Source organism: Sphingobium subterraneum (assembly GCF_014199435.1).
GTDB classification, from domain to species: Bacteria; Pseudomonadota; Alphaproteobacteria; order Sphingomonadales; family Sphingomonadaceae; genus Sphingobium; species Sphingobium subterraneum.
In genome coordinates this window covers 1071776-1085014 of record NZ_JACIJP010000001.1, presented here as the reverse complement: position 1 = coordinate 1085014, position 13239 = coordinate 1071776, and the positions used below count along the sequence as shown (strand labels likewise).

Below are 13239 nucleotides of genomic sequence, written 5' to 3'. Positions count from 1 at the left end.
TCCGTGTTTTGGCGCTTGAGGCGGCGCGAAACCATGCCTATAAGCCCGCCTGTTCGACCGTTCGCAGTCCTGCCTTCTCCGGGTTGCAGGCAAAGGGATCGGCGCCAAGGGGTTACGGGGTATCGAGACGCTTATGAAAATGGTGAAATCTCTTATTCTTGCGGGTTTGCTGGCGTTTGCGCCAGCGGTTGCGATGTCGCAGGACGCGTTCGCGCAGGATAATGCGGCGGCCGCTGCCAATGCGACGGCGCCTGTTGCCGACTCGGCTGCCGCACCGGCCGCTGCCGCGCCCGCAGAGAAGGTTGCTGCTCCCGCCCGTATGCGTCCGACCGAAGGCATCGGCATGCCGCGCCCCGGCGAAATCACGCTGCAGGAACAGTTTTCGCCCACCGGTCGCCAGGGTCGCTGGATCCATGACAGCCTGCTGCTGCCGATTATTACGGTCATCTCGCTGTTTGTTCTGGGCCTGATGCTCTATGCGATGGTCCGTTTCCGCCGCGCCGCTAATCCGGTGCCGTCTAAAACCTCGCACAATACGGTGATCGAAATTATCTGGACGGTGGTGCCGGTGATCATCCTGCTGGTGATTGCGGTTCCCTCGATCAGCCTGATTGCGGAGCAGTACAAGCCCGCGCCCAAGAACGCACTGACCGTCAAGGTCACGGGTTACCAGTGGTACTGGGGTTATGAGTATCCCGACCAGGGCATCCCTGAGTTCGTGTCCAACATGCAGACCCCCGAAAAGGCGTTGGCCAATGGCGAACCCTATCTGCTTTCTCCGGACAATCGTCTGGTTCTGCCGGTCGGACGTCCGGTGAAGCTGATCATTACCGGTGCTGACGTGATCCACAGTTTCGCTGTGCCCTCGCTCTGGGTGAAGATGGATGCCGTTCCCGGCCGCCTGAACGAGAAGAGCTTCACGATCGAGAAGCCGGGCGTCTATTACGGCCAGTGTTCGGAATTGTGCGGCGCGCGTCACGGCTTCATGCCGATCGCAATCGAGGCACTGCCGCCTGCACAGTTCGACCAGTGGGTGCGTTCGCAGGGCGGCGATCCGGCTGGTAAGGGTGGCGCTGCGGCGACCGCCGCCGCCGCGGCCGACAGCGCAGCCGCGCCCGCCAAGATTTGACGCCAAGTTTCGACGTAAGGGCCAGATAGCCATGACAACCATAGTAGCCGATGCACACGGAGCGCATGACGCTCACGATCATCATGACGCCGATCACAAGCCTGCGTTCTTCCAGCGCTGGTTCATGTCGACCAACCACAAGGACATCGGGACGCTCTACCTGATCTTCGCGATCATCGCGGGGATCATCGGTGGTGCGATTTCGGGCCTGATGCGTGCGGAATTGGCCCAGCCGGGTATCCAGTACCTGCATACCTGGGCCATGATGTCGGACGGCCCCGACGCGACGATGGATCAGGCGTACCATCTCTGGAACGTGCTCATTACCGCGCACGGCCTGATCATGGTGTTCTTCATGGTGATGCCCGCGATGATCGGCGGCTTCGGCAACTGGTTCGTGCCGATCATGATCGGCGCGCCGGACATGGCGTTCCCGCGCATGAACAATATCAGCTTCTGGCTGCTTATCCCCGCATTTGCGCTGCTGCTCGGATCGACCTTCGTTCCCGGTGGCACGGGAAATGGTGCGGGTACGGGCTGGACCGTCTACGCGCCGCTGTCGACCAGCGGATCGGCAGGCCCGGCGGTCGACCTTGCGATCCTGTCGCTGCACATTGCGGGCGCCAGCTCGATCCTGGGTGCGGTCAACTTCATCACGACGATCTTCAACATGCGCGCACCGGGCATGACCCTGCACAAGATGCCGCTGTTCGTCTGGTCGGTGCTGGTGACGGCCTTCCTGCTGCTGCTCGCGCTGCCGGTCCTGGCCGCCGCGATCACGATGCTGCTGACCGACCGTAACTTCGGCACCACCTTCTACGATGCGGCTGGCGGCGGTGACCCCGAGCTGTACCAGCACCTGTTCTGGTTCTTCGGTCACCCCGAAGTGTACATCATGATCCTGCCGGGCTTCGGCATCGTCAGCCAGATCATCTCGACCTTCAGCCGCAAGCCGATCTTCGGTTATCTCGGCATGGCTTACGCCATGGTCGCGATCGGTGTCGTCGGTTTCGTCGTGTGGGCGCACCACATGTTCACCACCGGCATGAGCGTCAACGTGAAGATGTACTTCACCGCCGCTACCATGGTGATCGCGGTGCCGACCGGCATCAAGATCTTCAGCTGGATCGCCACCATGTGGGGCGGTTCGATGACGTACAAGACGCCGATGGTCTGGGCGCTGGGCTTCATCTTCATGTTCACCGTCGGTGGCGTGACCGGTGTGGTGCTGGCCAACGGCGGCGTCGACGACGTGATGCACGACACCTATTATGTGGTGGCGCATTTCCACTATGTGCTTTCGCTGGGTGCGGTGTTCGGCCTCTTCGCCGGTTTCTATTACTGGTTCCCGAAGATGTCCGGCAAAATGTACAACGAGTTCCTTGGCCAGCTGCATTTCTGGGTGTTCTTCATCGGCGTGAACGTGCTGTTCTTCCCGATGCACTTCCTGGGCCTTTCGGGCATGCCGCGTCGCTATCCGGACTATCCGGAAGCGTTCGCCTACTGGAACGCGGTTGCGAGCCATGGCTATGAAATCATGGCGGCGGGCATGGGTGTGTTCTTCATCAACCTGATCTGGTCGCTGATCGCCGGCAAGAAGGCGGACGCCAACCCGTGGGGCGAAGGTGCCACGACGCTGGAATGGACGCTGTCCAGCCCGCCGCCGTTCCACCAGTTCGAGACCTTGCCGCAGATCGACTGAACTCCTGGTGACCGGACACAGCGTCAGCCGCGCCCGGTCGCCGATACAAGGCGGTATCCCACGGATAGCCCCGAGGACCATTGAAGTGACCGGTGTGATAGTGAACCAGACAAGCCAGACCGCCTCCGGGGCGGTCTGTGCGCATTGGCGGGATTTCCTTGCGCTGACCAAGCCGCGGGTGATGACGCTGGTTGTGTTCACGGGGCTGTGCGGTCTGCTCGCAGCGCCGGGGCACATCCATCCCGTGCTGGCGTTTACCGCGATCCTGTGCATCGCGCTGGGTGCCGGTGCCGCCGGAGCGCTCAACCAGTGGCATGAGGCGGAAATCGACGCGCTGATGAAGCGCACCGCGAACCGACCGCTTCCCGCGGGCCGTATGGACCGGCAGGCCGCGCTGCATTTCGGCGTGGGGCTCGGCGTGTTCTCCGTGCTCTTGCTCGGCCTTGCGGCAAACTGGCTGGCTGCGGCGATTCTGGCGGTTTCCATTCTTTTCTACGTGCTGGTCTACACGGTCTGGTTGAAGCCTCGTACGGCCCAGAACATCGTCATTGGCGGTGCCGCCGGAGCGTTTCCGCCATTGATCGGTTGGGCGGCCGTGACAGGCGATGTCTCCGCTCTGCCCATTGCGCTCTTCTGCCTCATCTTTTTCTGGACGCCGCCGCATTTCTGGTCGCTCGCACTGTTTGTGAAGACGGATTATGCGAATGCCGGCATTCCCATGCTTCCCGTGGTTGCCGGGGAGGTAACAACGCGACGGCAGATTTGGGGCTACACGGCGATCATGGCGGCGGCGGCGATGGCGCCGGTGCTGCTGCGGCTGACCGGACCGATTTATGGCACGACGGCGCTGTTGCTGACGGCGCTGTTCGCGGTCCTTGCCTTTCGGGTGAGCGTGAACCGCGAGCGCGATCCGGAGCGAATGCTTGCGGAACGGCGGCTGTTCAAATTTTCGATCCTTTACCTGTTTATCATTTTTGGGGCGGTCGTCGTCGACCGTTGGGTGTATGCATGAACGCACTGCCGCCTCGTGACCAGGATCAGATCCGCGCTCGACAACGGGGGCGGGCGATCGTCACCGGCCTGATCCTCGGCGCGCTGGTCATCCTGTTTTACGCCATCACCATTGTGAAGCTGAGGAACGGCGGATGACCCTTGCCATCGACCCGCGCGCTGAGCTGTCGCGTAAGCACCGCAAGGTTGCGCGCTTTGCCACCGTGGCCGCGCTCGCCAGCCTCGGCATGGGCTTCGCAGCGGTTCCGCTCTATCGCATGTTCTGTCAGGCGACAGGCTATGGTGGCACGACGATGCGCGTATCCGCTGATACCAAGACGGTGCCGGTTGCGGGCAAGCTGATGTCGATCCGGTTCGATTCCAATGTCACTCCGGGAATGCCCTGGGATTTCTATCCGGAGCATAAGACCGATACGGTGACTGTGGGTGCGCGCGACATGGCGATCTTCATCGCGCGCAACATGTCCGACAAGCCGATTACCGGTACCGCGACCTTTAACGTCACGCCGGAGGAGGCAGGTGCCTATTTCTCCAAGATCCAGTGTTTCTGCTTCACGCAGCAGACGCTGAAGCCGGGTGAGGAAATCCGCATGCCGGTACTCTATTTCGTCGATCCCAAGATCCTCAATGATCCGGATGCGAAGAAAATACAGGAAATAACCCTGAGCTACACTTTCTATCCGGTTGAGCAGGATGCAAAGCAGCGCTAAGGGTTAGCGGTCCCACGTGTGTGAACAATTTCGTGAACAGGGAAGACAAGACAATGGCAGGCGCCAAGAACCACGATTACCATATTCTCCCGCCCAGCATCTGGCCCTTGATGGGCTCCATGTCGGCACTCGCACTTGCTGTAGGCGCGGTGATGTGGATGCATGAATATGCGGGCGGCGGCGGCCTGTTTTTCCTGGGCGTCGCGGGCGTTCTCGCCACGATGTTCTTCTGGTGGTCGGATGTTATCCGTGAAGCGCATGCGGGCGATCACACGCCGGTCGTGCAGCTGCACCTGCGCTACGGCATGATCCTGTTCATCGCCTCGGAAGTGATGTTCTTCGTCGGCTGGTTCTGGGCGTTCTTCGATTTCTCGCTGTTCCCTAGCGCTCTAGCTCCGATCAAGGGTCTGTTCCCGTCCGAAGGCATTGAGGTGATGAACGCGTTCGAGCTGCCTTTGCTCAACACGCTGATCCTGCTGTGCTCGGGCACGACCGTGACCTGGGCGCATCATGCGCTGATCCACGGCGACCGGGATGGTTTGAAGAAAGGTCTGCTCGCGACGATCATCCTCGGGGCGCTGTTCAGCGCCATCCAGGCCTATGAATATGCCCATGCACCCTTTGAGTTTGGTGGCACGCCCTATAGCTCGGGCTTCTACATGGCGACCGGCTTTCACGGGTTCCACGTGCTTGTCGGCACGATCTTCCTGATCGTCTGCTACATCCGCGCCGTGCGGGGCGATTTCACGCCGCGCCAGCATTTCGGCTTCGAGGCGGCGGCCTGGTACTGGCATTTCGTCGACGTGGTGTGGCTGTTCCTCTTCGTTGCCGTCTATGTATGGGGCGGCTGGGGCGCGCCGGTCCACGGCGGCTGATGCCGCGCGGGGCCACAGGCATATGACCGAAGAGGCCCCGCAGGATACCCCGCTCGCGCCGGTGAAAATCGGCCCGCTGATCACAGCATCCGCACAAGGTCTGTGTCCCCGTTGCGGGGCGCGGACCTTGTTTGCGTCGGTGGTCGCGTTCTCGGATCGTTGCCGCCAATGCGGACTGGATTTCACGCAGTTCAACGTGGGTGATGGACCGGCGGCGTTTCTGACAATGATTATCGGCGCCGTCATGCTGGGGCTGGCGCTTGCGCTCGAATTTTCGGTCCATCCGCCGCTTTGGCTGCATGTCATCCTGTGGGCGCCGCTCACGATTGCGAGTGTGATCGGTTCGCTCCGGATCGCCAAGGGCGCATTGCTGGCGCTGGAATATCGCAACCGCGCCCGCGAGGGCGTGCTGGTGGTGGCTCTGCCGGAAAGCGCGGAACCACCCGCCGGGAATCTGCCGCAATGATCCGTCGCCTGCCGGTGTTGCCCACCATCATTGTGCTGCTGGCCGTGGCCGCGATGATCGGTCTGGGTCTATGGCAATTGCAGCGGCGCGATCAGAAGGACGCGGCGATTGCGACGCTCTCCGCCAATCTGACGCGTCCGCCGACGAGTTTTCCGCGGATGGGACCTGTGAGCGGAGATGTGCTTTTCCGACGCTCGTCGTTCCACTGTTTGCGGGTGACGGGTTGGCAGACCCAGGCAGGGCGTACGGCCGACGGACAGAGCGGCTTTGCCTATATCGCGCAATGTGCCACCGGAGCGGAAGGGCCGGGGGCGTTCGTGCTGCTGGGTATCGGCAATCGTCCCGACATGAAACTCCGCTGGACGGGCGGGACCGTCTCGGGGTGGATCACGCAGGAGCCCGACCATCGATCGCTGATTGCGCGCCTGGTCGGCCCGCATGTGGTGCTGCGCCCGATGCTGATCGCCGCGCAGGGGCAGGGCGGGTTAACCGCTTCCGCGCCGCCCAAGGTCGATGACGTGCCGAATAACCACCTCGCCTATGCGGTGCAGTGGTTCCTGTTCGCGGCAGTGGCGCTGGGCGTATACGGCATCGCGGTGTGGCGGCGCTTGCAGCCCAAGTGAACCCGCCGCAGGGTTCCGCCATGCGCTTATTGCTTGCCCGTATCAGCGACCCGCGCTACCGCCCCACGCATGAAATATGTCAGCACCAGAGGCAGCGCGCCCGCGCTCGGTTTTGAGGATGTGACGCTTGCCGGGCTGGCGTCGGACGGCGGATTGTACCTGCCGGAAACTTGGCCTTCCTTCACGCCCGATCAGATCTGCGCGATGGCGGGCATGAGCTACGTGGACACAGCGGTTGCCGTCATGGCGCCGTTCGTCGCCGGTTCACTGAGTGAGGATGAACTGCGTGAACTGTGCACGGCGGCTTATGGACGGTTCAGCCACAAGGCGGTGACGCCGCTGGTGCAGCTCGACCATCAGCATTGGCTGCTGGAGCTGTTCCACGGTCCGACGTTGGCATTCAAGGATGTGGCGTTGCAGCTGCTCGGCCTGCTGTTCGAGAAGTTTCTGTCGCGGCGGGACGATCATCTCACCATCGTCGGTGCGACGTCGGGGGACACGGGATCGGCGGCGATCGATGCGGTGGCGGGACGGGAGAAAATCGACATCTTCATGCTGCATCCAGCGGGTCGTGTCTCCGATGTGCAGCGGCGGCAGATGACGACGGTGCTTGCGCCCAATGTCTACAACATCGCCATCGACGGCAGCTTCGACGATGCGCAGGCGCTGGTGAAGGCGATGTTTAACGACCCGGGCTTCTCCGGGCGGTTTAACCTGTCGGCGGTCAACAGCATCAATTGGGCGCGGTTGATGGCGCAGGTCGTCTATTATTTCTACGCCGCCGTACGGCTCGGCGCTCCCGACCGCGCGATTGCCTTCTCGGTTCCGACCGGCAATTTCGGGGATGTGTTTGCGGGCTATGTCGCGGCAAAAATGGGCCTGCCGGTGGCGAAGCTGGTGGTGGCGACCAACGTCAACGACATCCTGCACCGGGCGCTGTCGAGCGGGGACTATAGCCAGGGCACGGTCGTCGCAACCGCCACGCCGAGCATGGACATTCAGGTCAGCAGCAATTTCGAGCGGTTGCTCTTCGACGTGGGTGGCCGCGATGGACTCGCGCTCGCCGCGCAGATGAAGGGCTTCGAAGCCGACCGGGCCATGCGCCTCACCAATGCGCAGCAACAAGGGGCAGCGCAGATGCTTTCGTCCGTCCGGATCGATGCCAACGCGATGAACCTAGCAATGCGCTGGGCGCATGATGGGGCGGGCCAAGTGATTGATCCGCATACGGCGGTCGGTCTGGCTGCGGCGCTCGAAACGCAGGTCGACAAGGATGTGCCGATCGTGACGCTGGCGACGGCCCATGCCGCCAAGTTCCGCGATGCGGTCGAACGTGCGATTGGTGTGCGACCAGCGATGCCGACGCGGATTGGCTCGCTGTTTGACCGGGAAGAAGCCTGTGCGCATCTGCCTGCCTCGTTCGATGCGATTACCGCCTATGTTGCCGAGCGGTCGACCGAGAGCGCATCGCGCAAAGTCGGGATAAATGGCTGACACGCCCGGTGGCCTACCGCCGCTCGGGACACTCGTCGGTGAACCCTGGGCGGACTATGGCCTGATCGACAGTGGCAACGGCCGCAAGCTCGAACGCTACGGACCGCTGTGCTTCATCCGCCCCGAACCGCAGGCGATGTGGGCCCCTGCACTCGACGATTGGCAGGCGGACGGCGAATTCATTCCTGGGTCGGACGAGGATGGAGGCGGCCGCTGGTTCCTGGAAAAGGACCGGGTGCCGCTGAGCTGGCCACTGGGCTGGGACGATGTCCGCTTTCACGCATCCTGCACCCCGTTCCGGCATCTGGGCTTCTTCCCGGACATGGCGCCGGTGTGGACGTGGATGCGGGGATGTGTGGCGGGGATGGATGCGCCGACTTGCCTGAATTTATTCGGCTACACGGGCGTCGGCACTCTGGCAATGGCGGGGCGGGGCGTACAGATGGTGCATGTCGATGCCTCAAAAAAATCCGTCGCGGCCGCACGAGCGAATGCGGAACTGTCCGGCATGCAGGATCGACCCGTGCGCTGGATTGTGGACGACGCCGCCAAGTTCGTCGCGCGCGAAGTGCGCCGGGGCAAGCGCTATGACGGGATCCTGCTCGACCCCCCCAAATATGGGCGCGGGCCGGATGGCGAAGTGTGGCGGCTGGAAGAGGATCTGCCCGGACTGATCTCCCATTGCCGGGCGCTGCTGGATACAGATAGCCGCTTTCTGTTTTTGACGGTCTATGCCGTGCGCATGTCGGCGCTGGCGATTGGCGAGTTATTGCGGCAAGCGTTTTCCGATCTGCCGGGCACCGTAGAGGCCGGAGAGCTTGTCGTGCGCGAAGAAAGCCGGGGATTACTGCTCCCTACCGCCATTTGGGCGCGCTGGTCACGCGACTGATTACTCGCGCCCCGCGCGCAGCGCTGCCCCGGCGGCTATCGGCGTCAATGCAGTCAGGAGCAAGGCGATGGCAGCAAGGAACTTGATGGCCGCGCCGCTCCCTTCGCTCAGCGACCCCGCGCCGAAGATCAACAGCGGGATGGCAAGCGGCAGGGCCAGCAGACCTGCCAGTGCGCCGGAACTGCGCAACCCGGCGGTGAGCGACGCGACCAGCACTCCCAGCGCCGCAAGCGCGGGTGTGCCGACCGCCAAACCGATTTCGAGCCTCAGGATCGTGTCGGCGCTGAGCTTCAGAAGAGCTGCGGCGGGCAGGGCGGTGATCATCAGCGGCGGTCCGAAACCGATCCAATGCGCGATCAGCTTCGCGAGCGCGATCATCTCGTCCGGGATGCCACGCACTGCCAGTTGATCGAGCACGCCGGCATCGCGATCGGGCGTGACAAGCCGGTCGACAGGCAGAAGAGCGGCGAGCAAAGCGGCGATCCACAGCATGCCACCACCCGTAGCGCCGAGCAGATTTGCATCCGGTCCGACGGCAAAGGGAAAGAGGCTCGCGACGAGCAGCAGAAACGCGACCGGCATGCCAATTCCCCCACCGCGCCACGCCTGAACCACATCCCGCCAGACCAGCGGCCAGAACCAGCGGGTCATGCGTTTGCCCCGTCGAGCGACAGAGTCGAGGTGAATGCCAGCGGAAGGGGAAAGTGCGACGCGGCAATAATGGCGCCGCCCTGTGCGAGATGTTGAGTCATGGCCCCGCCCAGCCGATCCAGCGAAGCGCCGTCCAGTCCGTTCCCGGGCTCGTCGAGCAACCACAGCGGAGCACCGCTTGCCAGAACGCGCACCAGCATCGCGCGCTTGCGTTGACCGGTCGAGAGCATCCGGACGGGAATGTCGGCAAGGGGCATCAAGTCGAGCGCCTCGAGCGCCGCGCGAAGCCGCAGGTCGCTTGCGCCATCGATCCGGGTCCAGAAGCCAAGGGCATCGCGCAGGGGGAGCCCGGTATCGAGCGCGAGGTTCTCGTCACTGAGCGCCACGGGCACGTTGACATTCAGCGTACCGGAAGCGACCGGCAACAGTCCCGCAATCAGCCGGATGAGCGACGATTTGCCGACGCCGTTGGGTCCGCTGAACAGCAGGCTCTCACCGGGGTGGAGAGCGAAGGCGACACCCCGCACCACCAACCGTCCGGCGCGCTCACACCCAAGCGCGTGTGCCTCCACCAGTGGGGTGCTCGCCCCGCGCAACGCTCCGGCCGCCGCTCCTGCGTCCGCAGAAGCATTGTCAGAGGGGCGGGGCGGGGTCATATCTGTGGCCATAGGGCAAGCCTTGCGCCAACTCCACCCTTGAGAGACACGACATGACCGAGAAACTGATGGACGAGGCACGGGCGATGATCCTGCGCGACCTGCACGAATGGACGGTATTGCATGACCCCGATGCGATCACGCGCAGCTTTTCCTTCGCCAATTTCGCCGAAGCGTTCAGTTTCATGACGCGGGTCGCGTTTCACGCCGAGGCCCTCGACCACCATCCGGACTGGAGCAACAGCTACAACCGCGTCGTGATCACGCTCACCACGCACGATGCCGGTGGGCTGACAGAGAAGGACATCGAGCTGGCAAAGTTGATCGACATGCTGGCGGTTTAGCCGCTGTTAGAGCACGCCGCTGTTATAATGATGCCACGCAAGGATTGCAGCGGCTCCGCGATGGGGGCGCCATTTTTCGGCGAGGGCGCGGGTGGTGCGCTCGTCGGGGCGCTCGGGAAGGCCGAGCAGGCGGCCGACCTCGATCTGCACGGCAAGATCGCCCGCTGGCCAGATGTCACAGCGGCCCTCCGCAAACAGCAGGTAGATTTCCGCAGACCAGCGGCCGATACCCTTGATGCGGACCAGCTCGGCGATGGCCTCCTCGTCGTCGCTAGGCAGCGCGTGCAGGTCGATTTCGCCCGAGAGAACCAGCTCGGCGAGGCTGCGCGCATAGCTCTGCTTCTGGCGCGAAAGGCCGCACGCGCGCAGTGCATCGGCATCCTGCGCCAGTAGGGCATCGGGCGGGCAGCCGGCGCCGATCAGCGCTTCGAGCTTGTTCCAGACGGACGCAGCGGCTGCGACGCTCACCTGTTGTCCGACAATGGTGCGCAGCATTGTGTCATAGCCGGTGGCGCGCACGCGCGGTTCAGGATAGCCCACCCGTTCGAGCGCGCGAGCAAAGCCGGGTTCGAGAGCAGCAAGGGCATCGAGCGAGGCATTCAGGCGGTTGGCGTCGTGAACCATGCGATTGTGTAGCGCGCGACATTGCCCATCGCTACCGCAAACACACCTTTGCTTGAAATCCCGCAACAAATGAGTAAGGCCGGGTCGACTGAGACAGGAGTGAATTGATGCCGAAACTGGTAGTCGTGAATCGTGCGGGCGAAGAAAAGACGGTGGATGCCGACAACGGCCTTTCGGTCATGGAAGCGATCCGCGACAATGGGTTTGACGAGCTGCTGGCGCTGTGCGGCGGCTGCTGCTCGTGCGCGACCTGCCATGTGTATGTCGATCCGGCCTTTGCCGACAAGACGCCCGCGATCAGCGAGGACGAGAATGACCTGCTCGACAGCTCGGATCATCGCAACGAAACCAGCCGTCTGTCCTGCCAGCTGACGATGAGCGATGCGCTCGACGGCCTGCGGGTGACGATCGCTCCGGAAGATTGAGGGGTGGGGGCGGTGTCTGTACCGCCCCTTACTTCAGCTGGATCAGGGCCTCGGGGGGCGTCTTGCTGTCCGGCCCGATCTGCCAGACCAGTTTGTGGCCGCCGACGATATCCGCGGGACCATCCTCCGTATTGTTCGTGCGGATCACGCCATCTGTGGTCAGCGTGAAGCTGCCCTTTGTGCGTGACGATGCCATCGTGGGACCGCCAGTGGCTCCGCCCAGACCCTGCATCTTTTCCGCGAAGAGATTGCCGAAGCTCGCGACCAGCGCAGGGGCGGAGACGCGCGCGCTGTCCGGCGCTTGCTTGCGGGTCATGACAAACGGGAGGATCATGTTGCTCTGGGGCATGATCGGGAACACGAAGTCGTGGTCCAGCTTGCCCGCCATGCGATAATCGACGTCGAACACGCCATTGCCCTTATACACGACCGATTTCCAGCCGTCGTAGCGCATCATGCTGGCGGCAAGCTTTCGGTTCGCGTCGTCATTGCCGGGGGTGTAGCCGAACATGGCACCGAACTGTTCGGCTTCCTTGCGATTCTTTTCGGCGGCGGTGGCGCGTTCGGCCTGCCACGCCTTGCGTTGCTCGGCGACTTCGGCGCGAGAGCAGGGGCGGGGTTCGCTGCTGTCGTCCGCCTTGGTGCAGGACGCCATGTCGTCCTTCCAGATCTCGTTCGCGGGCTTCAATCCGCCCATCGTGTCCGGGTTGAGGAAAATGATTTCGCCCTTGTAGGCGAATGCAAAGCTGCCGTCCTTGCGCAGATCGAGTGTGGAGGTAAACGCGCCGGGGCCATAGAAGCACGCTGCGAGCGCGAGCGTCGCCACCAGCGCCGCGATGATCCGCCCGATCCTTTCCATGCCCTGTCCCCTTTGTAGCCCGCCTAGCGGCTGGCGGCGGCGTAGAGCGCAATCGCTGCCGCGTTGGAGACGTTGAGGCTCTCCATGCGCGGGCTGATCGGCAGTTTCGCCAGGATGTCGCAATGTGCCATGCTGTTGTGGCGCAGTCCATCGCCTTCCGCGCCCAGGACGAGGGCGACACGCGATTCGCCGATGGCGTCGCCAAGCACCATGTCGGCTTCCCCGGCGAGTCCGATGCGCCAGTATCCCGCATCCGCGATTTCATCCAGCGCCCGGGCGAGGTTGACCACCCGCACCCACGGCACGACTTCCAGCGCGCCGCTCGCCGCACGGGCGAGCACGCCCGACTCGGGTGGCGCATGCCGGTCCTGTGTGACGATGCATAACGCATCGAACGCGGCGGCCGAGCGGAAGATCGCCCCGACATTGTGCGGATCGGTGACCTGATCGAGCACCAATATGGGGCGCTTGTCGTCCTGGCCCTCTTCCAACGCGTCGCCCAGCCAGACATCGTCCAGGGCCTCGACCTCCGCGACAATGCCCTGATGCGGCGCGTCGGACGGAACCATGCGGCCCAGGTCCGCCACGTCCGCGTACACGATCGGCAGAACCGGTGGCAGTTCGAGCGCCGCCAGCGCCTCACGCGTGCCCCAGATCTTGCGCACTACGCGATCCGGATTGGCAAGCGCGGCGATGACCGCGTGGCGGCCGTAAAAACGGGGGAAGCCTGCTTTGGGCTTTCCGGTGCGATGTCCTCTTTTCATACGCTGTCCAATTCCAC

General features: G+C 63.3%; 17 protein-coding genes. 12 read left to right on the top strand and 5 right to left on the bottom strand.

What is annotated here, in order from left to right; translation table 11 throughout:
• Positions 1-133: 133 nt before the first annotated feature.
• From coxB to FHS92_RS05200, 10 genes are all read left to right on the top strand, one after another.
• Complete coding sequence (coxB, locus tag FHS92_RS05245) at positions 134-1129, top strand: cytochrome c oxidase subunit II (protein WP_184078116.1); 996 nt, start codon at positions 134-136, stop codon at positions 1127-1129.
• Positions 1130-1160: 31 nt separating this feature from the next.
• Complete coding sequence (ctaD, locus tag FHS92_RS05240; RefSeq protein WP_184078114.1) at positions 1161-2831, top strand: cytochrome c oxidase subunit I; 1671 nt, start codon at positions 1161-1163, stop codon at positions 2829-2831.
• 94 nt (positions 2832-2925) lie between these two features.
• Positions 2926-3843 carry a heme o synthase gene (locus FHS92_RS05235; RefSeq protein WP_343056680.1) on the top strand — a complete coding sequence of 306 codons (918 nt, stop codon included), beginning with the start codon at positions 2926-2928 and terminating at the stop codon, positions 3841-3843.
• Positions 3840-3980: a hypothetical protein gene (locus FHS92_RS05230; RefSeq protein ID WP_184078112.1), complete on the top strand. Its 141-nt coding sequence runs from the start codon at positions 3840-3842 to the stop codon at positions 3978-3980. The genes FHS92_RS05235 and FHS92_RS05230 overlap by 4 nt, the downstream gene beginning before the upstream one ends.
• Positions 3977-4552 carry a cytochrome c oxidase assembly protein gene (locus tag FHS92_RS05225; RefSeq protein WP_184078110.1) on the top strand — a complete coding sequence of 192 codons (576 nt, stop codon included), beginning with the start codon at positions 3977-3979 and terminating at the stop codon, positions 4550-4552. The genes FHS92_RS05230 and FHS92_RS05225 overlap by 4 nt, the downstream gene beginning before the upstream one ends.
• Positions 4553-4605: 53 nt before the next feature.
• The gene (locus FHS92_RS05220) at positions 4606-5427 is read left to right on the top strand and encodes a cytochrome c oxidase subunit 3 (protein ID WP_184078108.1); all 822 of its coding nucleotides are present in this window, start codon (positions 4606-4608) and stop codon (positions 5425-5427) included.
• Between the two features lie 22 nt (positions 5428-5449).
• Positions 5450-5893 (top strand): DUF983 domain-containing protein, encoded by a 444-nt coding sequence (locus tag FHS92_RS05215; protein ID WP_184078106.1) that lies wholly within the window; start codon positions 5450-5452, stop codon positions 5891-5893.
• Complete coding sequence (locus FHS92_RS05210; protein ID WP_184078104.1) at positions 5890-6516, top strand: SURF1 family protein; 627 nt, start codon at positions 5890-5892, stop codon at positions 6514-6516. The genes FHS92_RS05215 and FHS92_RS05210 overlap by 4 nt, the downstream gene beginning before the upstream one ends.
• Before the next feature lie 69 nt (positions 6517-6585).
• Complete coding sequence (thrC, locus tag FHS92_RS05205; protein ID WP_184078102.1) at positions 6586-8010, top strand: threonine synthase; 1425 nt, start codon at positions 6586-6588, stop codon at positions 8008-8010.
• The gene (locus tag FHS92_RS05200; RefSeq protein WP_184078099.1) at positions 8003-8899 is read left to right on the top strand and encodes a class I SAM-dependent methyltransferase; all 897 of its coding nucleotides are present in this window, start codon (positions 8003-8005) and stop codon (positions 8897-8899) included. Before thrC ends, FHS92_RS05200 begins: the two co-directional genes overlap by 8 nt.
• Here the strand turns inward: FHS92_RS05200 and FHS92_RS05195 are convergent, their stop codons facing one another.
• Positions 8900-9550 (bottom strand): heme exporter protein CcmB, encoded by a 651-nt coding sequence (locus FHS92_RS05195; RefSeq protein ID WP_184078097.1) that lies wholly within the window; start codon positions 9548-9550, stop codon positions 8900-8902.
• Positions 9547-10218 carry a heme ABC exporter ATP-binding protein CcmA gene (ccmA, locus tag FHS92_RS05190; RefSeq protein WP_246351763.1) on the bottom strand — a complete coding sequence of 224 codons (672 nt, stop codon included), beginning with the start codon at positions 10216-10218 and terminating at the stop codon, positions 9547-9549. The genes FHS92_RS05195 and ccmA overlap by 4 nt, the downstream gene beginning before the upstream one ends.
• 41 nt (positions 10219-10259) lie before the next feature.
• Between ccmA and FHS92_RS05185 the strand changes: the two genes are divergently transcribed.
• On the top strand, positions 10260-10550 hold the full coding sequence (locus tag FHS92_RS05185; protein ID WP_184078095.1) for a 4a-hydroxytetrahydrobiopterin dehydratase: 291 nt from the start codon (positions 10260-10262) through the stop codon (positions 10548-10550).
• A gap of 6 nt (positions 10551-10556) precedes the next feature.
• Here the strand turns inward: FHS92_RS05185 and FHS92_RS05180 are convergent, their stop codons facing one another.
• Positions 10557-11174: a DNA-3-methyladenine glycosylase family protein gene (locus FHS92_RS05180; RefSeq protein WP_184078092.1), complete on the bottom strand. Its 618-nt coding sequence runs from the start codon at positions 11172-11174 to the stop codon at positions 10557-10559.
• Positions 11175-11281: 107 nt separating this feature from the next.
• Between FHS92_RS05180 and FHS92_RS05175 the strand changes: the two genes are divergently transcribed.
• Positions 11282-11599: a 2Fe-2S iron-sulfur cluster-binding protein gene (locus FHS92_RS05175; protein ID WP_184078090.1), complete on the top strand. Its 318-nt coding sequence runs from the start codon at positions 11282-11284 to the stop codon at positions 11597-11599.
• A 28-nt stretch (positions 11600-11627) separates the two neighbouring features.
• Here the strand turns inward: FHS92_RS05175 and FHS92_RS05170 are convergent, their stop codons facing one another.
• Together FHS92_RS05170 and FHS92_RS05165 are read right to left on the bottom strand one after the other, a co-directional pair.
• The gene (locus tag FHS92_RS05170; RefSeq protein ID WP_184078087.1) at positions 11628-12458 is read right to left on the bottom strand and encodes a hypothetical protein; all 831 of its coding nucleotides are present in this window, start codon (positions 12456-12458) and stop codon (positions 11628-11630) included.
• A 23-nt stretch (positions 12459-12481) separates the two neighbouring features.
• A complete protein-coding gene (locus FHS92_RS05165; protein WP_184078085.1) occupies positions 12482-13222 on the bottom strand; it encodes a TrmH family RNA methyltransferase in 741 nt (246 codons plus the stop codon).
• Positions 13223-13239 lie beyond the last annotated feature (17 nt).

Coding starts and splice junctions, on each gene's coding strand:
- FHS92_RS05215 (WP_184078106.1), top strand. CDS start 5,450: ATGACCGAAGAGGCCCCGCAGGATACCCCGCTCGCGCCGGTGAAAATC.
- thrC (WP_184078102.1), top strand. CDS start 6,586: ATGAAATATGTCAGCACCAGAGGCAGCGCGCCCGCGCTCGGTTTTGAG.
- FHS92_RS05195 (WP_184078097.1), bottom strand. CDS start 9,550: ATGACCCGCTGGTTCTGGCCGCTGGTCTGGCGGGATGTGGTTCAGGCG.
- FHS92_RS05200 (WP_184078099.1), top strand. CDS start 8,003: ATGGCTGACACGCCCGGTGGCCTACCGCCGCTCGGGACACTCGTCGGT.
- FHS92_RS05220 (WP_184078108.1), top strand. CDS start 4,606: ATGGCAGGCGCCAAGAACCACGATTACCATATTCTCCCGCCCAGCATC.
- ccmA (WP_246351763.1), bottom strand. CDS start 10,218: ATGGCCACAGATATGACCCCGCCCCGCCCCTCTGACAATGCTTCTGCG.
- FHS92_RS05225 (WP_184078110.1), top strand. CDS start 3,977: ATGACCCTTGCCATCGACCCGCGCGCTGAGCTGTCGCGTAAGCACCGC.
- coxB (WP_184078116.1), top strand. CDS start 134: ATGAAAATGGTGAAATCTCTTATTCTTGCGGGTTTGCTGGCGTTTGCG.
- FHS92_RS05175 (WP_184078090.1), top strand. CDS start 11,282: ATGCCGAAACTGGTAGTCGTGAATCGTGCGGGCGAAGAAAAGACGGTG.
- FHS92_RS05170 (WP_184078087.1), bottom strand. CDS start 12,458: ATGGAAAGGATCGGGCGGATCATCGCGGCGCTGGTGGCGACGCTCGCG.
- FHS92_RS05185 (WP_184078095.1), top strand. CDS start 10,260: ATGACCGAGAAACTGATGGACGAGGCACGGGCGATGATCCTGCGCGAC.
- FHS92_RS05210 (WP_184078104.1), top strand. CDS start 5,890: ATGATCCGTCGCCTGCCGGTGTTGCCCACCATCATTGTGCTGCTGGCC.
- FHS92_RS05230 (WP_184078112.1), top strand. CDS start 3,840: ATGAACGCACTGCCGCCTCGTGACCAGGATCAGATCCGCGCTCGACAA.
- FHS92_RS05180 (WP_184078092.1), bottom strand. CDS start 11,174: ATGGTTCACGACGCCAACCGCCTGAATGCCTCGCTCGATGCCCTTGCT.
- FHS92_RS05165 (WP_184078085.1), bottom strand. CDS start 13,222: ATGAAAAGAGGACATCGCACCGGAAAGCCCAAAGCAGGCTTCCCCCGT.
- ctaD (WP_184078114.1), top strand. CDS start 1,161: ATGACAACCATAGTAGCCGATGCACACGGAGCGCATGACGCTCACGAT.